At 41.2% G+C, this 20,013-nt stretch carries 26 protein-coding genes; 1 reads left to right on the top strand and 25 read right to left on the bottom strand.

Annotation, left to right across the window (positions count from 1 at the left end):
- Nucleotides 1–246: 246 nt before the first annotated feature.
- A complete protein-coding gene (locus BO48_RS05465; protein WP_496366403.1) occupies nt 247–1,149 on the bottom strand; it encodes a LysM peptidoglycan-binding domain-containing protein in 903 nt (300 codons plus the stop codon).
- Between the two features lie 491 nt (nt 1,150–1,640).
- Nucleotides 1,641–2,234 carry a single-stranded DNA-binding protein gene (locus tag BO48_RS05460; protein ID WP_496366402.1) on the bottom strand — a complete coding sequence of 198 codons (594 nt, stop codon included), beginning with the start codon at nt 2,232–2,234 and terminating at the stop codon, nt 1,641–1,643.
- Between the two features lie 187 nt (nt 2,235–2,421).
- On the opposite strand from BO48_RS05460, the gene BO48_RS05455 reads away from it, so the two are divergent.
- Complete coding sequence (locus BO48_RS05455) at nt 2,422–2,844, top strand: YwpF family protein (protein WP_496366401.1); 423 nt, start codon at nt 2,422–2,424, stop codon at nt 2,842–2,844.
- A 7-nt stretch (nt 2,845–2,851) separates the two neighbouring features.
- On the opposite strand, the gene fabZ is transcribed toward BO48_RS05455, so the two are convergent.
- The 23 genes from fabZ to BO48_RS05340 form a co-directional block, all read right to left on the bottom strand.
- The gene (gene fabZ, locus BO48_RS05450) at nt 2,852–3,289 is read right to left on the bottom strand and encodes a 3-hydroxyacyl-ACP dehydratase FabZ (RefSeq protein WP_052254762.1); all 438 of its coding nucleotides are present in this window, start codon (nt 3,287–3,289) and stop codon (nt 2,852–2,854) included.
- Between the two features lie 3 nt (nt 3,290–3,292).
- Complete coding sequence (locus BO48_RS05445) at nt 3,293–3,481, bottom strand: DNA-directed RNA polymerase subunit beta (RefSeq protein WP_496366400.1); 189 nt, start codon at nt 3,479–3,481, stop codon at nt 3,293–3,295.
- Between the two features lie 14 nt (nt 3,482–3,495).
- Nucleotides 3,496–4,785, bottom strand: a complete 1,290-nt coding sequence (gene murA / locus BO48_RS05440; RefSeq protein WP_496366399.1) for a UDP-N-acetylglucosamine 1-carboxyvinyltransferase — start codon at nt 4,783–4,785, stop codon at nt 3,496–3,498.
- 96 nt (nt 4,786–4,881) lie between these two features.
- A complete protein-coding gene (locus BO48_RS05435) occupies nt 4,882–5,088 on the bottom strand; it encodes a DUF1146 family protein (RefSeq protein ID WP_496366430.1) in 207 nt (68 codons plus the stop codon).
- Between the two features lie 65 nt (nt 5,089–5,153).
- On the bottom strand, nt 5,154–5,558 hold the full coding sequence (locus tag BO48_RS05430) for a F0F1 ATP synthase subunit epsilon (protein ID WP_496366398.1): 405 nt from the start codon (nt 5,556–5,558) through the stop codon (nt 5,154–5,156).
- Between the two features lie 19 nt (nt 5,559–5,577).
- Nucleotides 5,578–6,990 carry a F0F1 ATP synthase subunit beta gene (gene atpD / locus BO48_RS05425; protein ID WP_496366397.1) on the bottom strand — a complete coding sequence of 471 codons (1,413 nt, stop codon included), beginning with the start codon at nt 6,988–6,990 and terminating at the stop codon, nt 5,578–5,580.
- 20 nt (nt 6,991–7,010) lie between these two features.
- Nucleotides 7,011–7,889 carry an ATP synthase F1 subunit gamma gene (atpG, locus tag BO48_RS05420; protein ID WP_496366396.1) on the bottom strand — a complete coding sequence of 293 codons (879 nt, stop codon included), beginning with the start codon at nt 7,887–7,889 and terminating at the stop codon, nt 7,011–7,013.
- Nucleotides 7,890–7,921: 32 nt separating this feature from the next.
- Nucleotides 7,922–9,430, bottom strand: coding sequence for a F0F1 ATP synthase subunit alpha (gene atpA, locus BO48_RS05415; RefSeq protein WP_496366395.1), 1,509 nt, complete (start codon nt 9,428–9,430; stop codon nt 7,922–7,924).
- A gap of 16 nt (nt 9,431–9,446) precedes the next feature.
- On the bottom strand, nt 9,447–9,989 hold the full coding sequence (atpH, locus tag BO48_RS05410) for an ATP synthase F1 subunit delta (protein WP_496366394.1): 543 nt from the start codon (nt 9,987–9,989) through the stop codon (nt 9,447–9,449).
- Nucleotides 9,989–10,504, bottom strand: a complete 516-nt coding sequence (locus BO48_RS05405) for a F0F1 ATP synthase subunit B (RefSeq protein WP_496366393.1) — start codon at nt 10,502–10,504, stop codon at nt 9,989–9,991. Before BO48_RS05405 ends, atpH begins: the two co-directional genes overlap by 1 nt.
- Nucleotides 10,505–10,600: 96 nt before the next feature.
- Nucleotides 10,601–10,816 carry a F0F1 ATP synthase subunit C gene (gene atpE / locus BO48_RS05400; RefSeq protein ID WP_052254771.1) on the bottom strand — a complete coding sequence of 72 codons (216 nt, stop codon included), beginning with the start codon at nt 10,814–10,816 and terminating at the stop codon, nt 10,601–10,603.
- Nucleotides 10,817–10,864: 48 nt separating this feature from the next.
- Complete coding sequence (gene atpB, locus BO48_RS05395) at nt 10,865–11,602, bottom strand: F0F1 ATP synthase subunit A (RefSeq protein WP_496366392.1); 738 nt, start codon at nt 11,600–11,602, stop codon at nt 10,865–10,867.
- A 13-nt stretch (nt 11,603–11,615) separates the two neighbouring features.
- Nucleotides 11,616–11,969 carry an ATP synthase subunit I gene (locus BO48_RS05390; protein ID WP_496366391.1) on the bottom strand — a complete coding sequence of 118 codons (354 nt, stop codon included), beginning with the start codon at nt 11,967–11,969 and terminating at the stop codon, nt 11,616–11,618.
- A gap of 151 nt (nt 11,970–12,120) precedes the next feature.
- Nucleotides 12,121–13,254: a non-hydrolyzing UDP-N-acetylglucosamine 2-epimerase gene (wecB, locus tag BO48_RS05385; RefSeq protein ID WP_496366390.1), complete on the bottom strand. Its 1,134-nt coding sequence runs from the start codon at nt 13,252–13,254 to the stop codon at nt 12,121–12,123.
- 24 nt (nt 13,255–13,278) lie between these two features.
- On the bottom strand, nt 13,279–13,908 hold the full coding sequence (gene upp, locus BO48_RS05380; RefSeq protein WP_496366389.1) for a uracil phosphoribosyltransferase: 630 nt from the start codon (nt 13,906–13,908) through the stop codon (nt 13,279–13,281).
- A 34-nt stretch (nt 13,909–13,942) separates the two neighbouring features.
- Nucleotides 13,943–15,181: a serine hydroxymethyltransferase gene (gene glyA / locus BO48_RS05375; RefSeq protein ID WP_496366388.1), complete on the bottom strand. Its 1,239-nt coding sequence runs from the start codon at nt 15,179–15,181 to the stop codon at nt 13,943–13,945.
- 24 nt (nt 15,182–15,205) lie between these two features.
- Entirely contained in the window at nt 15,206–15,757 is a 552-nt protein-coding gene (locus tag BO48_RS05370) for a TIGR01440 family protein (RefSeq protein ID WP_496366387.1), read from the bottom strand.
- Entirely contained in the window at nt 15,726–16,154 is a 429-nt protein-coding gene (gene rpiB / locus BO48_RS05365) for a ribose 5-phosphate isomerase B (protein ID WP_496366386.1), read from the bottom strand. Before rpiB ends, BO48_RS05370 begins: the two co-directional genes overlap by 32 nt.
- A gap of 68 nt (nt 16,155–16,222) precedes the next feature.
- On the bottom strand, nt 16,223–16,636 hold the full coding sequence (locus BO48_RS05360; RefSeq protein WP_496366385.1) for an arsenate reductase/protein-tyrosine-phosphatase family protein: 414 nt from the start codon (nt 16,634–16,636) through the stop codon (nt 16,223–16,225).
- Nucleotides 16,629–17,678: an L-threonylcarbamoyladenylate synthase gene (locus BO48_RS05355; protein ID WP_496366384.1), complete on the bottom strand. Its 1,050-nt coding sequence runs from the start codon at nt 17,676–17,678 to the stop codon at nt 16,629–16,631. Before BO48_RS05355 ends, BO48_RS05360 begins: the two co-directional genes overlap by 8 nt.
- A 6-nt stretch (nt 17,679–17,684) precedes the next feature.
- Complete coding sequence (prmC, locus tag BO48_RS05350; protein ID WP_496366383.1) at nt 17,685–18,539, bottom strand: peptide chain release factor N(5)-glutamine methyltransferase; 855 nt, start codon at nt 18,537–18,539, stop codon at nt 17,685–17,687.
- The gene (gene prfA / locus BO48_RS05345) at nt 18,526–19,605 is read right to left on the bottom strand and encodes a peptide chain release factor 1 (RefSeq protein ID WP_496366429.1); all 1,080 of its coding nucleotides are present in this window, start codon (nt 19,603–19,605) and stop codon (nt 18,526–18,528) included. The genes prmC and prfA overlap by 14 nt, the downstream gene beginning before the upstream one ends.
- 107 nt (nt 19,606–19,712) lie before the next feature.
- Nucleotides 19,713–19,970 carry a type B 50S ribosomal protein L31 gene (locus BO48_RS05340; RefSeq protein WP_052254783.1) on the bottom strand — a complete coding sequence of 86 codons (258 nt, stop codon included), beginning with the start codon at nt 19,968–19,970 and terminating at the stop codon, nt 19,713–19,715.
- Nucleotides 19,971–20,013 lie beyond the last annotated feature (43 nt).

The raw sequence follows: 20,013 nt of genomic DNA, 5'->3' as shown, positions 1-20,013 counted from the left end.
AATACGAAAGTTTCTTGAAGTCCGTACTAAGTGTCCAGAGAAATTGTCGGTTTTGTTCATGTTATTTATTATTCGCGTTTTATTTCACACGATCTTGAACATCTTATACTGCACCATGCGATTTTTTAATATGGTTTCAGTCACACCTAAAGCCGTCTGATCCTGCAATAAACCGTTTTCCTCAAAAAACTAAAAAAAGTATGGACAGAGTCGGACCTGCCCATACTTCCAATATTAAAATCTATATTACAGTCTTGAACCACATACAGGCCAAGGCTGTGAACCTCTTTCGTTATAAAGTGTTTGGGCTCTTTGAGTCTGCTCAGCTGCTGATGCTTGTGATGCTACACCAGAACCGCCTACTGACTGCCAAGTTTGAGCATCAAACTGGTACAGACCGTGGTAAAGACCATTGCTGCTTACGATGCTAGAGTTTCCGCCTGATTCACAAGCTGCAAGTGCACCCCAGTTTAAGCCGCTGTTGCTGCTTGGAGCTGCTGATTGGTTTTGTGTTTGAACTTCTTGTTGCTGCTGTTGTTCTTGCTCTGCTGCTGCTTCCTGAGCCGCTGCCTGCTCTGCTGCTGCCTGCTCTGCTGCTGCTTGTTCTGCTGCCGCCTGCTCTGCTGCTTCCTGTTCATTTGGGCTCTGCTCCTGTTGAGTCTGCTCCTGTTGAACTGGCTGTGCTTCAATTACTTCTTCTTCCTGAACAACTGGCTCTTCAACTACTTCTGGTGCTGCTACTTGTACTTCTTCAGATACTGCTTCTTTAGAAACGATTAATTCATTTCCTGCAACGATCAGGTCTGATGACAAGTTATTTAAGTCCATCAGTTCTTTAACAGTCAGGTCAAATTCAACTGCGATTTCAAATAGAGTATCGCCAGGCTGGATAACGTAAACACCATCTTTTTCTTCCACAGCATCTTCAGAAACTTCGTCAGTAACTTGAAGTACTTGTCCTGGAAGGATTAAGTCTGATGAAAGATCGTTAGCTTCTTTTAATGCACTTACTGTTGTTTCGTTAAGTGCTGCGATCTCTGATAAAGTTTCCCCTGATTCAACTTTATGATCTTTTTCTGAAGCTTCTGCGTTAGCCGCCAATACTGTCGAAAATGCTACTGCTGTACCTACTGATAATAATTTCTTCATTATAAAATTCCTCCTGAGTTTTACCTATTGATTTAAAGTCTTATCTGCTTTTTATATTTGATGTTTCACTTAGGTTTCTTAATCACTAAGTAGAACTATAACAGATAATAATATTTCATAGGTTACAGACAGATAAAATGTAAAGGTCTCTTTTACAGTTATGTTACAAAGAGATTTCCTGTACATTTTAAATATTTCAGTAGGTCTTTATTTTATGTAATTAGTTACTTGAATGCTTATATTTCTTAAAAAATAAAACCGTTGAATGTTGTTAAATCAACACTTTTAACTTTTCGTCCTCTTTTCATCCCGCTGCTCTGAAATCTGAAAACTGTAATAAACAAATTAATTATGTAACAAAGAAATTCAAAAAATATTTAATAAAAGCTTGAAAAAGTATTGCCTGATGTATTTACGCAGTTAAAACAACAGGCAATACTGTGTGTGTGTGAGTTTTGAAATTAAGGATACATGAGTGGTTTGTAATCATTTTAAACATGTGCTATTTCTTCTACATCTTCGTTATCTTCTTCATTATCAATCTCATTGGATAAGTTCTCAGCAGGTTCATTATCTTTAATCATGTTTTGCAGTATTTCGATGTGCTTATCTGATTCCTGTTTATTAAGCTCTTCTTCTTCAATCCTTCCACTGTTACTGTTCACAATCGTAAGTATTCGTTCCTCTCCAACGAAATCATAACGGTTGTAATTTTTAACTGCTTCATTAATCAGTTCATTTGGGTTTTTAATATTCGGGCTGTTATGCAGCTTTTCCGGCATGAACTTTACACTTTCAGCCCAGACTTCCATACGGTACTCCTTGGCGCCATTTTCTGCCGTATGCATCATTGTTGCAAGCTGGCCGCTTACACACAGCATCTGTCCTTCTCTCGCGCTGTCCAATAAATTAGGTATTGCTTTGCCAAACGCTTTGCAGTAAATGAAATGTACTTCATGGTCTCTCTTTTGATCTTTAGGTATACGTATCGTTGCTAGTATGAATGAATTAACATTTGAATTATTGTTCTGTTTAATGGAAACATTTCTGACGAGCTCTCCGACAAGCACTACTTTGTTTAACATCCAATCCACCCCCTTCCATGCTCATAGCTTAAATCCATGCTAAATATTCTGCAAATGACAACAATTCAATTTCTGCAGTAAATACTATACAATAAAGAGAGAACTGTATTTAAAAGTGTACAGAAATTTAAATTCTGCTGACAGTTTTACGAAATCTGTAGTTTTTGAAAAAAATGAGGGGGATGTCATGAAATCATTTAAAATTGTGGATATAAAGATGCAGCATGAAAATAACTACATCATTTTAGATTTGATGGATGGAATCATCATCAATAAGGAAGCAGGCAAGGATTCCTGGATAGTCGAAGTTGCGATTTCCGAAGACTTTAAAGATATTTTACAGGATTTTCTCAATACCGAAGTCACTTTACTTATCAGAATTACAAGAACTTCAAACCAGCCCGCATTATTCGAAGGTAAGTTTTTGGAAATGAATCCGATTCACAAAGGAATATCTCTTTTATTCGTTGGGGATATCCTCCAGCAGGACCCTAACTATGCCGAGAATTTACTCGAGAAACTCATGGAAGAAAATTATGAAGGTGATGCGCTGCTGAATGAATTCAAGGCACGCATGGATTCCAAAGAAGACATAAAAACATCCGATTGATTATTAATCAATCGGATGTTTTATCTTGTATGGCAAAAGTGATTTCACATTTACATGCGACCTCACCATCGACAAGGGCCACAGCATCGCCCTTACCAATAGGGCCTTTCATTTTCGTAATTTCCACCGTCAGTTCCAGAGTGTCTCCAGGAGTTACTTGTTTTCTGAACTTACACTTATCAATTCCTGCGAAAAATGCAAGCTTTCCTTTAAATTCCGGCTGCTGCAATAGTGCTACTCCGCCCACCTGAGCAAGAGCTTCCACTATCAATACTCCCGGCATGACTGCGTACTCCGGGAAATGGCCTGGAAAAAACGGTTCATTTCCTGATACTTGTTTAATACCTGTACATTTTACCCCTGGTTCGATCTCGGTTACCCGGTCAATTAATAAAAATGGGGGTCTGTGCGGAATGATTGCTTTAATCTGATCATAAGTAAGCATATTTTATACCTCTGTTAAGTTAATGATATGTTCCCACGTCTCTATTCTGAATATCTCAAATGGGTTACCCAAAATACCGTAGCCCATCATCAATCCCACGAAAAAGACGATGATTGCGATATAAACGAACAGTAAAATACGGACGACAAGCGGAAAACGTCTATGAACCAATTTTTTTGATGTTTGTTCCATACTACAACCTCACTCTAGTTAGTCACGGGCTCTTTTTCTTTATCTTCGTCACTAACCCTTTCGATATCGGCACCAAGCTGACTCAGCTTTTTGTGAAAATCAACATAGCCGCGATCTAAATGTCTTAATTCTGTAACTACAGTATAACCTTCAGCTGACAATCCTGCCAGTATTAAAGCGGCTGCCGCTCTTAAATCTGTCGATTTAACACGTGCACCCTGCAATGGCTGCCCGCCTTTAATCACTGCTGTATTATCTTCTAACGCTATATCTGCATTCATATTACCAAATTCATCCACGTGCATAAATCTATTTTCAAAAATCGTTTCAGTAATTGTGCTTATTCCTCTTACAGTTGTTAAAAGAGCCATCATCTGACTTTGCATATCCGTCGGAAAGCCGGGATGCGGCATCGTCTTCACACTGATCGGTTTTAAGCGTTCAGATGGTACTACTGTAATTTCATTCCCATCATCTACAATTTTAAGACCCATCTCCTCCAACTTGGAAATTAAGGATAATAAATGATCACCAACAACGTTCTTCAATGTAATCTCACTGTTTGTGATTGCTGCTGCAATCATGAAGGTCCCAGCTTCAATACGGTCAGGTATGACCTTATGATCTACACCCGTCAATTCTCTGACGCCTTCAATAGTGATATGACTTGTACCTGCGCCTCTTATATGGCCGCCCATATCGTTGATATAATCAGCCAAATCTTCAATTTCAGGTTCCATGGCGACATTCTCAAGATGAGTCGTACCATCAGCAAGACTTGCAGCCATGATAAGGTTCTGGGTAGCACCTACACTTGGAAAATCCAAGGAGATCTTCGCACCCTTTAATTTACCACCGGTATAGCCTTCGATATTACCATCAACATTTCTGAATGTCGCTCCCATTTTTTCAAGACCTTTGATATGCTGTTCGATCGGCCGGCTGCCTATAGCGCAGCCACCCGGCATGGCAATTTTACATTTTCCATAACGTGCAAGCAGCGGTCCCATGACAAGCATGCTCGCTCTCATTTTACTCACTAAATCATATGGCGCATTAACAGTTAAGCCATTTGAAGAATCCACCTTGACGGTGCCTTCTTCAGTTTTAACTTTTGCGCCTAGTAATTTTAATAAAGAAGTTAAGGTATCCACATCAGATAAGTTCGGCACATTTGTAATTACAGAGCTTCCTTTGACCGGTAACAGTGAAGCCACCAAAATTGGAAGTACTGCATTTTTTGAGCCCTCTATATTTACAGATCCTTTTAATCTGTTTCCACCCTTAACAATAATTTTATCCATTGCCCACACTCCATAAATAATAGTTAAAACACTATCTATTTAACTATAAACAATACTATAGTTGTCTAAACATGTTGTAAAGTATTTTAATCAGTTTTAATTAAATATTAATGAAGCCTCCTGAACAAGGGAAAAGAAATCCATAACAAAATTACTCAATGCACTGCCTAATAATACTGATAGCACTATCATCAATAACATTATTCTCCCGGATTCTCCTTTTCGGAAAAACCTTTCTATATTTAATCCTTGAATTAACCAAAAACAAAATACGACACTGAAAAGATGTAATATTATATGCATGAAAGCCAGTTGTGAAAATAAAATATAAATCATCCTTTAAAAAAAGCTTGGGGAAGCCCCAAGCTTTATCTGTGTTGTGCAACATCTATACGGTTGAGTGCACGTTGTAATGACAACTCTGCACGGTATCTATCTATTTTTTCATCCTGTGACTGTTGCAGTAATTCTTCTGCACGGCCACGTGCTGCTTCTGCACGTTCTGTATCTATATCTTCAGCAAATTCACCTGCTTGAACAAGTACAGTGACTTTTGAAGGATTTATTTCTGCAAACCCTTCAGTTACAGCAAAGTATTCATACTGACCATTTATCTTTACTCGTAGACTACCTATTTTAAGTGCAGCTACAGTCGGGATATGTCCAGCCATAATACCAAGTTCACCTTGTTTTGACTGAAGAATGATAATCTCGCAGTCTTCTTCTAGAAAGACTGAACCATTAGGAGTCACTATGTCGAGTGAAATTGTCATGTGATTTTACCTCCCGATTTTATACTTCTACACCCATATCACGAGCTTTTTTAAGTACATCTTCGATACCGCCGACTAAACGGAAAGCATCTTCAGGTATATGGTCGTAGTTACCTGTAAGGATTTCTTTAAATCCTTTAACAGTTTCAGCAACAGGTACATAAGAACCTTTTTGACCTGTAAACTGTTCTGCTACGTGGAAGTTCTGACTTAAGAAGAACTGGATACGACGTGCGCGTGACACTGTAATCTTATCTTCGTCTGACAGCTCATCCATACCAAGAATTGCAATGATATCCTGTAATTCACGATACTTCTGAATTGTTGCCTGAACCTCTCTTGCTATCTCGTAGTGCTCGTCACCGACAACTGCTGGTGTCAATGCACGTGATGTAGAAGCGAGTGGGTCCACCGCAGGGTAGATACCCATCTCAGACAAACTACGTTCCAGGTTTGTCGTTGCATCCAAGTGTGCGAAAGTTTGAGCCGGCGCCGGGTCAGTATAGTCATCGGCAGGTACGAAAACCGCCTGAATTGATGTAACTGAACCAGTACTTGTCGTTGTTATTCTTTCCTGTAGCTGACCCATCTCTGTTGCAAGTGTCGGCTGGTAACCAACCGCTGAAGGCATACGGCCAAGCAACGCTGATACTTCCTGACCTGCCTGAGTGAAACGGAAAATATTATCAATGAATAATAGTACATCTTGTCCTTGTTCATCTCTGAAATATTCTGCCATTGTCAGACCGGATAATGCTACACGCATACGTGCACCAGGCGGCTCATTCATCTGACCGAATACCATCGCTGTTTTTTCGATAACTCCTGAATCACTCATCTCGTAATAAAGGTCGTTACCTTCACGAGTACGCTCACCTACGCCGGCAAATACCGAAATACCGCCGTGTTCTTGTGCTACGTTGTTGATCAGTTCCTGAATCAGAACTGTTTTACCAACACCGGCACCACCGAACAGACCGATTTTACCACCTTTAGTGTAAGGAGCAAGTAAGTCTACTACTTTAATACCTGTTTCTAAAATTTCTACATTTGTAGTCAATTCATCAAATGTAGGTGCTTGTCTGTGAATTGGATCTCTGCGTTCAGTATCAGCAACAGGCTCGCCTAAATCAATATGTTCACCTAATACGTTAAATACCCGGCCAAGAGTTACTTCACCGACAGGCACTGAAATTGGGCTGCCTGTATCGACAACTTCTGCACCACGCTGTAGCGCCTCTGTTGCAGCCATAGCAATTGTTCTTACAACATTATCACCCTGGTGAAGTGCAACTTCCAAAGTAAGGGAAGTTGTTTCGCCACCTTTATGAATGTCTACAGTCAATGCGTTATTTAATTCAGGCAGTTCACCTTCATTAAAACGAACGTCAACTACAGGACCCATGACTTGTACTATTTGACCTAAAGCCATTCGTTTTCCTCCTAGCAATCTTATTCAAGTGCAGCTGCGCCGCCAACAATCTCTGTGATTTCCTGCGTAATTGCAGCTTGTCTCGCACGGTTATACTCTAATGATAAATCATCAATAAGTTCTTTGGCATTATCTGTTGCAGCCTTCATGGCAGTCATACGTGCTGCATGTTCACTTGCCTTGGCTTCCAGTAAAGCACCATAGATTAAACTTTCTGCATACTGCGGCAGAATAGTGGTAAGCAATGATTCTTTATCCGGTTCAAACTCATAGCTCGTTAAAGCTGATTCAGATGTTGAAGCCGAATCCATGTCTGATTTTGACAATGGCAGCAACTTATCAGTTCTTACTTTCTGTTCAAGCACATTAATGAACTCATTATATATAATGTACAGTTCATCTATGTCTTCATCTATAAAGCTTGATACAGCTTCATGTGTAATTTCTTTGACACTACTAAAGTCAGGCTGATCGGCTAAGCCGGTACGGTATTTTGAAACGCTGTAACCTCTGGAGGTCAGGAATTCATAACCCATTTTACCGATAGCTAAAATATCGTAATAATCAGCATCATTATTATGACGTTCTTTTATTGCGCCAGTCAGTTGTTTTAAAACGTTTGAGTTATAAGGACCTGCCAGACCACTGTCGGCAGTAATCACAACATAACCTGTACGTTTAACCGGGCGTTCTTCAAGCATAGGATGTTCTGCTGAGGAATCTCCAGACGCTATCGCCTGCACAGCTTCCTGCAGCTTATCGCGATATATCTGAAATCTGTTCGCATTCTCCTCTGCACGACGAAGTTTTGAGTTTGAAACCATATGCATTGCACTGGTAATCTGACTCATCTTCTTCGTCGAACCGATACGTCCTTTTATTTCTCTAAGTGAAGCCATACATTCACCACCTTATCCATCATCGTCTTAACTTACTTTGAAGGATTAAAAATTTTCTTGAAGCTTTCCATCGCACTAACGTATGCTTCATCATCTGGTAATTGCTTTGTATCACGGATTGTGTTCAGAAGTTCTTTCTGGTTTGAATCCATCCAGCTTAAAAACTCATCTTCAAAACGTGTGATATCTTCAACTGCGATATCGTCCAGGTGTCCGTTTACAAGTGCATAAAGGATCGCAACCTGATACTCGACTTTCAGCGGATTATTCTCACCCTGCTTAAGTACTTCGACAGTTCTCTTACCACGTTCAAGTTTCGCTGCAGTCGCCTCATCCAGGTCCGAACCAAACTGGGCGAATGATTCAAGTTCACGGAATGAAGCGAGGTCAAGACGCAGTGTACCTGCCACTTTTTTCATCGCTTTAATCTGTGCGGAACCCCCAACACGTGAAACTGACAGTCCGGCGTTGATTGCAGGTCTTACACCTGAGAAGAACAGGTCGGATTGCAGGAATATCTGCCCGTCAGTAATGGAGATAACGTTTGTCGGCACGTATGCACTGATATCACCTGCCTGTGTTTCAATGAATGGCAATGCAGTGATTGAACCACCGCCAAGGTCATCATTCAGTTTTGCAGCACGCTCAAGTAAGCGGCTGTGTACGTAGAATACGTCACCTGGATAAGCTTCACGGCCCGGCGGACGGCGAAGTAGTAATGACAGCTCACGGTAAGCAGCTGCCTGCTTCGTCAAATCGTCATAGACAACAAGCACGTGTTTGCCGTTGAACATGAATTCTTCTGCCATGGATACTCCTGCATATGGAGCAATATATAATAATGGAGCAGGTTGGGCTGCACTCGCAGATACCACGATTGTGTAATCCAATGCACCATTTTGACGTAATGTTTCAACTGTAGCTGCAACTGTTGATTCTTTCTGACCGATTGCTACATAAACGCAGATCATATCCTGATCTTTCTGGTTGAGAATCGTGTCGATTGCAACAGTTGTCTTACCTGTCTGACGGTCACCGATAATCAGCTCACGCTGACCGCGCCCGATTGGAACTAAAGCGTCAATTGCTTTAATACCAGTCTGTAATGGTTCATCAACACTTTTACGATCCATTACACCAGTTGCAGGACTTTCAATTGGTCTTGTTTTCGTTGCACCGATTGGGCCTTTGCCGTCAACCGGCTGGCCTAAAGAGTTTACAACGCGGCCGATAAGTTCTTCACCAACAGGCACTTCCATGATTCTGCCTGTACGCTTAACTTCATCGCCTTCTTTAATATCATCATACGGTCCTAAAATAACAATACCGATATTACTTTCTTCTAAGCTTTGTGCCAGTCCCAGTACACCACTAGGGAATTCCAGCAACTCTCCAGCCATTGCATCATTCAAACCATGAGCAAGCGCGATACCGTCACCCACCTGGATAACAGTTCCGACATCAGATACTGTCATGTCTTGTTCATAATTTTCAATCTGGCTTTTTAAAAGAGCACTAATTTCGTCAGCTTTGATTGCCATGAATGTCACTCCTCAATTAACTATTCGCGTGTTCTTTGAATTGATTTTTTAAAGTGTTCAACTGCCCTCTTAAGGAAGCATCATATACTTTCGTATCGATAAATACTCTGATGCCACCAATCAGGTTTTCGTTCACTTCATTTTCAATCATTAGTTTTTTCAATCCTGTTTTCTTTATGAAAAATTTTCCGACATCATCCAGCTCATCACTGGATAATTTATAGACAGATTCGACCACCACATGCTCCTGACTGAAACGTTCATTGTAAAGATTGATAAAATCATCATGAATGTTTTTAAGCTCAGTCATCTTTCCCTTGTCGAAGAGAATCAGCAGCATGTTGTACAAAGGCTCTTCAATTTCACTGAAAACACTTTCCAGAACTTTTTTTCTTTCAGCTCTGGCAATTTTTGGATTTGTGATGAAATCATTAAACTTCGGCACGTTATGTACGCTTTTAATAACTTTGTCGAAATCCTTTTTAACTTCGGTCAATATCTCGTCGTTCTTGACTGCTTTGAAGAGGGCGCTGGCATAATTATTAGATACTTTAGCCATTATTTATCCCCTGCTTCCTGTAAATACTGCTGTACCAATTTTTGCTGATCTTTGTGATCCATTTCTTTTGAAATCATCTTCTCAGCAATCAGAATTGACAATTCAGCGACTTGATCGTTAATTTCCAGGATCGCTTTTTCTTTTTCACGCTCAACATCAGCCTTCGCATTTGCCATAAGCTGATTCGCACGTGTATTCGCATCATGAACAATAGCTTCTTGTTCTTTTGTCGCCTGGTTCTTGGCATCTTCCATAATTGCTGCAATATCTGCCTGTGTCTGTTTTACCAATGCTTCATTTTCTTCCTGAAGACGCTGTGCTTCAATTCTGCGCTGTTCTGCATCATCTATTTCCGAATGTATAAGATTCTCTCTGTCATCCATCACTTTTTTCAATGGTTTCCAGACAAAATATGATAAAGCTCCAAGCAGAATAAGGAAACTCACGAGCAGTACGACACTGCTTCCGATTGCTACACCAACATCTCCGGTATTTCCCAATATAAGAAATTCCACTTATGTACACTCCTTTCAAGAAAGTTTCGTTCACTCATCAAACAACATAATAAGAGGGCGAAATCTTGATATAAGACTTCGCCTTAGTAACGATTCTTAGAACGTAAACATAAGTAGGAATGCGATAACGATTGCCATGATTGGAACTGCCTCAACAACACCGATACCGATGAACATGATTGTCTGTAAAGGTCCTTTCGCTTCCGGCTGACGCGCCACTGACTCAACTGTTTTCGAAACTACCATACCAATACCAAAGCTCGCTCCAAGTGCTGCTAATCCTGCTGCAATACCAGCTGCAAGTAAATTCATAAAATATTTCCTCCTAAATAGATATAAATGTAATTTTAATTTTTTATATTAATGATCATCGCTCAGCTTATGAGAGAGATAAACCATTGCTAACATAACGAATATGAACGCCTGAATCGCACTGATGAACAATTTGAAGCCCTGCCATACCATCAGCGGGATAAATCCACCGACCATGCCAAGCACTCCACCTGTAGTTATCAGGGATACCAATAGCAATAACAGGATTTCACCTGCGTAGATGTTACCGTAAAGACGAAGACCTAACGTTAAATTATATGTAAATTCTTCAATGAATTTGATCGGTGCCATAAACCACATTGGTTGAAAATATGATTTAACGTAGTTCCCCAAGCCTCTGGCCTGGACGCCGTAATAGTGCGTCAGTACAATCATCAGACCGGCAAGTGTCAACGTTACCGTCGGGTCTGCCGTTGGTGATTTCCACCATAGAGTATGGTCGGCATCAGGAAGTATGATTGTAAATGGTATACCGATTATATTGGCCACAAAGATAAATGCAATCAGAGTAATTGCCATGAAGTGGAATTTACCACCCTGCTTCCAGGCCATGTTACTTGAAATCATACCTTTAACGAAGTTTACCAGTGCTTCCACAAGAACCTGCGGTTTACCTGTCGGTCTTACGGCCAATTTTCGCGTCATGAAAAACAACATGAAGAAAACAACCAGACATGTAATGACAATCATCAATGATGTCGACAGATCAAACATTATTGGCAAACCGAAAATATCAATCGTAATCGTTGGAGTTCCGTGTTCCATTATTTCACCTCTTTCACTTCGTTAATTCTCTGACAGCATGAAAAACAATCAATATATAACCAAGGAGTAATCCTACAGTTATAGCAAAAATGTTAAATGTTTCCGGGAACCTCAGCCACACCAGCAATGTCACTATAACAATGATGAACCTTGTCATTGTCCCGAGTTTAACTTTGCCATTTTCTACGTCATACGATTTATCAAGATGATAATACCAGTTGAAAATCATCAATATGGACGCAAAAGTGCCTAAAAATAAGCCGGCTGCTATTGATGATTGAGTAAAAAGGACAAAGAGTAAACTTACTACAAGCGGGATAGATAAATATCTTAAGAAATGATTATAAAATCGTCTGAAAAATGACACTATTAATACAGTCTCCTAGTGGTTGGAAAAGCTTCCTAGAGTAACTTTCACATTCCTCTTGTAATGATATATGAGTGCAATTTTTGTGTCAATAACATGTATAGATTTATTTGCACAACATCCCTCTGCGACATATTATCGACACAATTAATTACACCCGGAAACTCTCAGGTTTATTATTGATGACGCCATAGAAATATTTTATATTTTCACATATACGCTGGGACGCCTCGCCGTCTCCATACGGGTTGGCTGCCTGCGACATTCTCTTATACATATCGTCATTTGTAAGCAATTCTTTAGTCAGATCATAAATATCCTGTTTCTCGATTCCGGCAAGTTTCAGTGTACCCGCTTCGACACCTTCCGGACGTTCTGTAGTATCTCTTAAAACTACAACGGGCTTTGCCAGAGAAGGTGCTTCTTCCTGAACACCGCCAGAGTCTGTCAAGATGATGTGACTGTTCGCCGCAAAGTTATGAAAGTCTACGACATCTAAAGGTTCAATGATTTCTATACGATCATGTCCACCCAGATATTCTTCAGCAATGCTTCTTACTTTAGGGTTTTTATGAATTGGATAAACGACTGTTACGTCTTCGAATTCATCCACGATATCTCTTACCGCACTGAAGATATTATGCATCGGTGTACCGATGTTTTCGCGTCTGTGGGCCGTCAGAAGGACTACTTTATTATCTTTATGTTTCTCGATAATTTCACTGTGATAGTCTTCATTAACAGTCGTTTTCAATGCGTCTATCGCTGTATTGCCTGTAACAGATATAGACTCCTCATTTTTATTTTCCACAAGAAGGTTCTGTTTCGAATTTTCAGTAGGTGAAAAATGAAGATCGGCAAGTACGCCTGTCATCTGCCTGTTCATCTCTTCAGGGAACGGGGAGTATTTGTTATGTGTTCTGAGGCCCGCCTCTACGTGACCGATATCTATCTGATTATAAAATGCAGCAAGACTGCCGGCAAATGTAGTTGTAGTGTCCCCATGCACTAAAATCATATCCGGTTTTGCTTCTTTAATTACAGAATCAAGACCTTCAATCACTCTGCCTGTAACTTCCGACAGCGTCTGCCCCTGCTTCATGATATTTAAATCAAAATCAGGCTCGATATCAAATATTTTCAGTACCTGGTCAAGCATTTCTCTGTGTTGTGCGGTAACTACAACAATCGGTTCAAGCTCCGGATCGTTTTTTAAAGCAAGCACCAGCGGCGCCATCTTGATTGCTTCCGGGCGGGTTCCAAATATAGTCATAATCTTTTTCATGATTTTTCTCCCTATTAGTTTGAATTATTTTGTTCCGAATAAACGGTCTCCGGCATCTCCAAGACCCGGCACGATGTAACTGTGTTCATCCAGCCTGTCGTCAAGTGCTGCAATATAAATGTCTACATCAGGGTGAGCTTCCTGCAGGACTTCCACACCTTCAGGCGCTGCAATTAAACAGATGAAACGAATTTTGCTTCCGCCTCTTTTTTTGATTGCAGTAATAGCCTCCACTGCAGATGCTCCCGTTGCAAGCATCGGATCTATAACGAAAATATCCCTCTCTTCGATATCCCCCGGGAATTTCGCATAATATTCAATTGCCTGCAATGTATCCGGATCACGGTAAAGACCGATATGGCCGACACGGGCAGAAGGTATCAGCTTATGGATACTCTCCTGCATACCGAGTCCTGCTCTTAAAATCGGAACAAGGCAAATCTTTTTACCGCTCAGCCTTTTGGCTGTTGTTGTCTGTATCGGTGTGTCTACCTCAACGTCTTCCAATGATAAATCTCTGGTCACTTCATAAGCCATAAGCATGCCGACTTCATCAACCAGTTCTCTGAATGTTTTTGTGGGAGTGTTTTTATCTCTTATAAAACCCATCTTGTGCTGAATAAGAGGATGTTCCATCACTTGAACCTTTGACATAAATGCCCTCCTGTTCATATTTAATACTTAAATTTTATTTACCGTATAGAGGATAATCTGCAGTCATTGCATGAACTTTCTCGATTATTCCATCCAGACTCTCTTCATTTTTCGTACGTTTCAATGTTTCTGCCATCAACTTCGCAACTTCTTCCATATCTTTTTCTTTAAAGCCTCTTGTTGTCATGGCCGGTGTTCCAAGACGAAGTCCGCTTGTTACAAATGGCGATTCTTTATCAAATGGAATCGTGTTTTTATTACATGTGATACCAATTTCATCAAGTACTTCTTCCGCCTGCTTACCTGTCAGACCGAAGCTCTTCACATCGACAAGAACGATATGGTTGTCAGTACCGCCTGAAACGACTCTCAGACCATTGTCCGTCAGCCCCTTAGCCAGTGCCTGAGCGTTTTTGATCACCTGCTGCTGATATTCTTTGAACCCGTCCTCAAGCGCTTCGCCAAACGCAACAGCCTTTGCTGCGATAACGTGCATCAACGGTCCGCCCTGGATACCCGGGAAGATGATTTTGTTCAATGATTTAGCATATTTTTCCTTAGCTAAAATGATACCGCCGCGTGGGCCTCTCAACGTCTTATGCGTTGTTGAAGTGACAAAGTCAGCATGCGGTACCGGGTTCGGGTGCAGTCCTGCTGCAACAAGTCCCGCGATGTGTGCCATATCGACCATGAAATATGCACCGACTTCATCAGCGATTTCACGGAATTTAGCAAAGTCGATCTGTCTTGAGTAAGCACTTGCACCTGCGATGATCAGCTTCGGCTGCTCTTTTTTAGCAGTTTCCAGCACTGCATCGTAGTCGATTGTTTCATCTTTCTCATCCACACCGTACTCGCTGAATTCATACATCGTACCGCTGAAGTTGACAGGGCTTCCGTGAGTCAGGTGTCCGCCATGGCTCAAGTTCATACCAAGCACTTTATCACCAGGTTCAAGAATTGAGAAATAAACTCCCATGTTTGCCTGTGAACCGGAATGCGGCTGTACGTTTACGTACTCTGCGCCAAAAATCTCTTTCGCTCTGTCGATCGCCAGATCCTCGACGACATCCACGAATTCACATCCGCCATAATAGCGTTTATGGGGATATCCTTCTGCATATTTGTTCGTTAAGATTGAACCTTGAGCTTCAAGTACTGCTTCTGATACAAAGTTCTCAGATGCAATTAATTCAATGTTTTTATCCTGACGGTTAAACTCCGACTCGATTGCTTCAAACAGTTTTGGATCTTGTGATTTGATATTTGACATTTGCATTCTCTCCAATTCATTTATTTAGTTATTATATTTTGCTCTGGGACCGCCAATCAGTTTTGGTCTGGTCTTAGCTATTGTGACAACAGCCTCACCGATCAGTCTGGTATTTGTCCTCAGAGGTACAGCAACATGCTTTAAATGCATACCTATCATGGTCTGGCCGATATCTATACCGGAATCCGCAATGACGAATTCAGCTACAACCGGGTCGGCTATTTCCTGGTACGCATATTCACTCAAACTTCCGCCTGCACTTCTGTGAGGTACGACACTCACTTCTTCGAAGCCGAACTGGACAGAAGTTTTTCTGTCCATTGTCACTGCTCTGTTGATGTGTTCACACCCTTGAAACATTAAATGGATATCATACTTCTCTCTTACTGTTCTAAAACTGTTGAAGATCACTTCCGCCACTTCCAGTGAACTGCTTTTACCAATGTGTTCACCGATCACTTCAGATGTGGAGCAGCCGATAATAAGACGCTGGTTTTCAAAGAAAAAGCTTTCCTCTTCCAGTTCTTCTATCAGTGTTTCCAGTTCATTCTTCAATTTTTCGAACTCTTTTTTCATGTCTACCACCCTCAAATTCAGTATTTAACCAAATATCTACAATATCCGACGCGAGACCTTTTCCAATTACTCTTTCACCCATTGCCAGGATGTTTGAATCATTGTGCTCTCTTGTCGCTCTTGCTGAGAATGTGTCATGTACTAAAGCACACCGGATACCTTGGACTTTATTTGCTGAAATACTCATGCCTATGCCGGTTCCGCAAATCAGTATACCTTTATCGTATTCACCTGCAGCGACTTTCTCTGCAAGTGGTTTTGCGAAATCAGGATAGTCCACCGACTCTGCAGATTCCGGGCCGAAATCAGTGACCTTTACACCTTTTTCTTTAAGCTCCCTGACGATGGTACTTTTCAGATTAAAGCCGCCGTGATCTGAACCAACTATAACTTTCATATTTTCACCTCAACTATATTATATATAAAATTCTGATACTTGAAAGTAATCATATTACTTTTATCACATTATTTAAATAATTTATCGATAAAACCCTTCATTTGTACGTATACTTTTCGATAATCTTCATCGCTTCCCCCTATAGGGTCACTGATATCCTCATCACTTTCGCCGGCGTATTCACTCAATAAATATACTTCAGAATCAGGGTACAGATCCTTCAATATGTGGAAGTGTCCTTTTGTCATTGTCAATAATATGGAGTCCACTGCATCCTCCCTGGATATTTGCTGCGGCATCTCCGGCTGGACAAGGGATTCTTCATCAATGATTTTCTGTGATGAGGGGTTGGTTCTGCCGTCCGTCACCATGATTCCTCTTGAAGCAAATTTATGCGCTTTATATTTTGATTTCGCGTAACTTTCAGCCAGAGGGCTTCTGCAGGTATTTCCCGTGCACACAAATACAATCGGTTTACTCACTATCATGCGCTCCTTTTATCAATACATTCCCCGTCGCTTTATAAATTCTGTTCAACAGCGCTTCAGACCGCGGATTTTCCCTGAACCTGTATATATAGATTACATCGACATCGGATTTGTCCATTTTTCTGAGAGCACCATATAAATTTTTAGCCGCTTCTCTATAGTCATCGTCCTTTTGGCATAAACTGACAAACTCCACATCTTCAGGCATATCCGACCGGAACGATTCCGGTGCAATCACCCCGAGATTCTCCCCTTTTTTCGAAATCAGCGTCTGTGATAAAACGCTGCCTTCTATTAATATAAGCGGCTGCCTCGGTGCATAGTGCTTGTACTTCATACCGGGAGAAATCGGCTTTTCCATATCGTCAGAATGAACAGTCACCTGTCCGTCGATAACATTTCCCAAATCTTCTTTAGTGATCTCACCCGGCCTTGCGATACGGTACGGGAATGTCGTACAATCCAGCACTGTACTCTCGATGCCATAGTCTGCCGGATCACTTGCAACGACGCCGTACACCTTATCTTTCAAATCATCAATCACATGGCTGTAATCAGTCGGGGATGGTTTCCCGCTTATATTGGCACTGGGGGCAGCCAGGGGCATGTCCGTATGCTCCAATATTTTAAGCCCTACAGGATGACTCGGCATCCTGACAGCGACCGACCTTAAATCCGCCACTGTTTTTGCTGCAATATAATCATCTTTCAAAGGTAATATAAAAGATATCGGCCCCGGCCAAAACTTTTCCATTAACTTCAAAACCCGCTCATCTGGTATTTCGGCGAACTTTTCCAACTGTTCGATGCTGTGGATATGAACGATCAGCGGATTATCCTGCGGTCTGCCTTTGGCATTGAATATTTTCTGAATGGCTTCGGGATTTGTTGCGTCCCCTGCAAGTCCGTAAACTGTCTCGGTGGGCAGCCCGATGACTTCTCCGTATGTGAGTGCTGTTTTTATTTCTTCCAGCTTCTCCAACGTCCCGGGGCTGTTCAGTTCATCTGATGAAATCTGCCAAACTTTTGTATCCAAACTTCCTCATCCTTCCCAGGTGAAATAAAGTATTCTGTCCTGTTTGTTAATATCTTTCATTACCCCGAACTGTTTTGTCTCCGGCCATCTCTTTAATAAATATTTTAACAATGGCTCTTTTTGATTAAAAGCAATTTCACAATAAACGCGGCCTCCGGAATTCAACACTCTATCAAGGCCATCAATCAGCCTTTTGTAAATTTCCAGACCATCATCTTCCGCAAACAGTGCCTGGTGCGGTTCATGTTCAATGACGGAAGGTGTCATGATTGAAACATCATCTTTGGATATATAAGGCGGGTTTGAGATGATGATATCTGCCTTTATATCATTTTGAATGAGAGGCGCGTATAGATCGCCTTCATAAAAAGTGATGTCCACATCATGATGGTCACGATTTTCTTTTGCCACTTCGAGAGCACCTTGTGATATATCAGTTGCGTACACTTTATTATTATTCCAGTATTTTTGCAGCGTCACCGGTATTGCACCGGTCCCCGTCCCAATATCCACTGCTCTCTGGCCATTATCAGCCTCTTCACCCAGGACAAACATTACCAGTTCTTCAGTCTCATTTCTCGGGATCAGAGTATCTGTCGTCACTTTGAATTTCTCTCCATAAAACCATGAAAACCCCACAACGTATTGATAGGGTTCTCCGGTACACACTCTTTTTACTGCTTCAAAATAAAGTTCAAATTCCTGTTGAGACATCGGTTCGTCAGACTTCAGCATGATCTGCGCCCCGGTCATCAGGAACAAATCTTCTGCTAATAGCTGGGCAATCCGCTTTTCCTTACCATGTAATTCAAGGGAATGCTCAGCTTTTCTTATCGCCTCACGATAACTATATTGTGGCATTGTTCAACTCTGCAAGTTTGGATGTCTGCTCTTCGATGATCAATGCATCAATGATTTCATCAAGCTTACCTTCTATAATCTGATCCAACTTTTGGATGGTCAGGCCGATTCTGTGATCTGTTACACGGCTCTGGGGATAGTTGTATGTTCTTATACGTTCAGAACGGTCGCCTGTCCCTACCGCGGACTTTCTCTGCTCTGCGTATTCATCTTCCGCTTCCTGCTGCATCAGGTCATAGATTCTTGCATTCAGAACTTTTCTCGCACGTTCCCTGTTTTTAATCTGGGACTTTTCATCCTGGGAGGTGACAACCACACCGGTCGGCAGGTGCGTGATACGGACTGCTGAATCTGTCGTGTTTACGTGCTGCCCGCCTGCGCCGCTGGACCGGTAAGTATCTATTTTAAGATCTTCATTTCTGATATCCATTTCAACATCTTCAATTTCAGGCAGCACTGCGACTGTCGCCGTTGATGTATGAATACGGCCGCTGGACTCAGTTTCAGGCACTCTCTGTACACGATGCGCGCCATTTTCGTACTTCAGTCTGGAATAGGCACCGCTCCCCTGTATCATGAAGCTGATCTCCTTATAACCGCCGTGGTCGCTTGCGTTCGCTTCCACCACTTCAGTCTTCCAGCCGTTATTTTCTGCGTAGCGGGAATACATTCTGAACAGGTCGCCTGCAAATATCTGCGCCTCATCTCCGCCAGCAGCACCCCGTATTTCAATGATAACGTTCTTGTCATCATTTGGATCTTTAGGAAGTAGTAATAATTTCAATTGTTCTTCCAGTTCCGGTATTTGCTTTTCCGAGTCCGAAATCTCTTCTTTCAGCATATCGAGCATTTCTTTGTCGTCTGTCTCACTCAGCATCTCTTTTGATTCTTCTATCGTTTCTTTATGATTTTTATATTCGCGAAAGACTTCCACTGTCTTTTGCAGATCACTTTGCTCTTTTGAGTATTCTCTTAATTTGTCAGGGTCACTGACAACATCGGGATCACTTAAAAGCTCATTCAACTGCTCATACCGATTTTCAATTATCTCCAATTGATCAAACATATTTTCACCTTTTCCGTCTTCTGTAATCCCTACAAGTATATCATATTTTTGACACAAAAAAACTGCATTGAAACACATGTCCCAATGCAGTTTGACTGTTTTTCAAACTATTCATTTGCTGATTTGAAACCAAATTTTTTGTTGAATCTCTCAACACGGCCATCCGCAGATGCGAATTTTTGGCGACCAGTATAAAATGGATGTGAATCAGATGATATGTCTAAGCGAATAACCGGATATTCGTTACCATCTTCCCATTCCATTGTTTCATCGGAAGTACGTGTAGATCCACTTAAAAATTTATAATCTGTAGTAGAATCTAAAAATATTACTTTATGATATTCCGGATGAATGTTTTCTCTCATGATATTTCAGCTCCCTTGCCCTGAACCATCTGGAACAGAGTTA

This window comes from Lacicoccus kunmingensis DSM 17847 (assembly GCF_059568765.1).
Note: the sequence above shows the minus strand (reverse complement) of the source record. Positions and strands in the feature narration are given on the sequence as shown.

What these genes read in the sequence shown, in the direction of transcription:
- atpG (WP_496366396.1), bottom strand. Translation starts at nt 7,889, where the DNA reads ATGGCTTCACTTAGAGAAATAAAAGGACGTATCGGTTCGACGAAGAAG.
- BO48_RS05465 (WP_496366403.1), bottom strand. Translation starts at nt 1,149, where the DNA reads ATGAAGAAATTATTATCAGTAGGTACAGCAGTAGCATTTTCGACAGTA.
- atpB (WP_496366392.1), bottom strand. Translation starts at nt 11,602, where the DNA reads ATGGAACACGGAACTCCAACGATTACGATTGATATTTTCGGTTTGCCA.
- BO48_RS05460 (WP_496366402.1), bottom strand. Translation starts at nt 2,234, where the DNA reads ATGTTAAACAAAGTAGTGCTTGTCGGAGAGCTCGTCAGAAATGTTTCC.
- wecB (WP_496366390.1), bottom strand. Translation starts at nt 13,254, where the DNA reads ATGAAAAAGATTATGACTATATTTGGAACCCGCCCGGAAGCAATCAAG.
- prfA (WP_496366429.1), bottom strand. Translation starts at nt 19,605, where the DNA reads ATGTTTGATCAATTGGAGATAATTGAAAATCGGTATGAGCAGTTGAAT.
- BO48_RS05435 (WP_496366430.1), bottom strand. Translation starts at nt 5,088, where the DNA reads ATGCATATAATATTACATCTTTTCAGTGTCGTATTTTGTTTTTGGTTA.
- prmC (WP_496366383.1), bottom strand. Translation starts at nt 18,539, where the DNA reads ATGCCACAATATAGTTATCGTGAGGCGATAAGAAAAGCTGAGCATTCC.
- murA (WP_496366399.1), bottom strand. Translation starts at nt 4,785, where the DNA reads ATGGATAAAATTATTGTTAAGGGTGGAAACAGATTAAAAGGATCTGTA.
- upp (WP_496366389.1), bottom strand. Translation starts at nt 13,908, where the DNA reads ATGTCAAAGGTTCAAGTGATGGAACATCCTCTTATTCAGCACAAGATG.
- atpE (WP_052254771.1), bottom strand. Translation starts at nt 10,816, where the DNA reads ATGAATTTACTTGCAGCTGGTATTGCAGCAGGATTAGCAGCACTTGGA.
- BO48_RS05430 (WP_496366398.1), bottom strand. Translation starts at nt 5,558, where the DNA reads ATGACAATTTCACTCGACATAGTGACTCCTAATGGTTCAGTCTTTCTA.
- BO48_RS05455 (WP_496366401.1), top strand. Translation starts at nt 2,422, where the DNA reads ATGAAATCATTTAAAATTGTGGATATAAAGATGCAGCATGAAAATAAC.
- atpH (WP_496366394.1), bottom strand. Translation starts at nt 9,989, where the DNA reads ATGGCTAAAGTATCTAATAATTATGCCAGCGCCCTCTTCAAAGCAGTC.
- fabZ (WP_052254762.1), bottom strand. Translation starts at nt 3,289, where the DNA reads ATGCTTACTTATGATCAGATTAAAGCAATCATTCCGCACAGACCCCCA.
- atpA (WP_496366395.1), bottom strand. Translation starts at nt 9,430, where the DNA reads ATGGCAATCAAAGCTGACGAAATTAGTGCTCTTTTAAAAAGCCAGATT.
- glyA (WP_496366388.1), bottom strand. Translation starts at nt 15,181, where the DNA reads ATGTCAAATATCAAATCACAAGATCCAAAACTGTTTGAAGCAATCGAG.
- BO48_RS05445 (WP_496366400.1), bottom strand. Translation starts at nt 3,481, where the DNA reads ATGGAACAAACATCAAAAAAATTGGTTCATAGACGTTTTCCGCTTGTC.
- atpD (WP_496366397.1), bottom strand. Translation starts at nt 6,990, where the DNA reads ATGGCTTTAGGTCAAATAGTACAAGTCATGGGTCCTGTAGTTGACGTT.
- BO48_RS05370 (WP_496366387.1), bottom strand. Translation starts at nt 15,757, where the DNA reads ATGAAAAAAGAGTTCGAAAAATTGAAGAATGAACTGGAAACACTGATA.
- BO48_RS05340 (WP_052254783.1), bottom strand. Translation starts at nt 19,970, where the DNA reads ATGAGAGAAAACATTCATCCGGAATATCATAAAGTAATATTTTTAGAT.
- rpiB (WP_496366386.1), bottom strand. Translation starts at nt 16,154, where the DNA reads ATGAAAGTTATAGTTGGTTCAGATCACGGCGGCTTTAATCTGAAAAGT.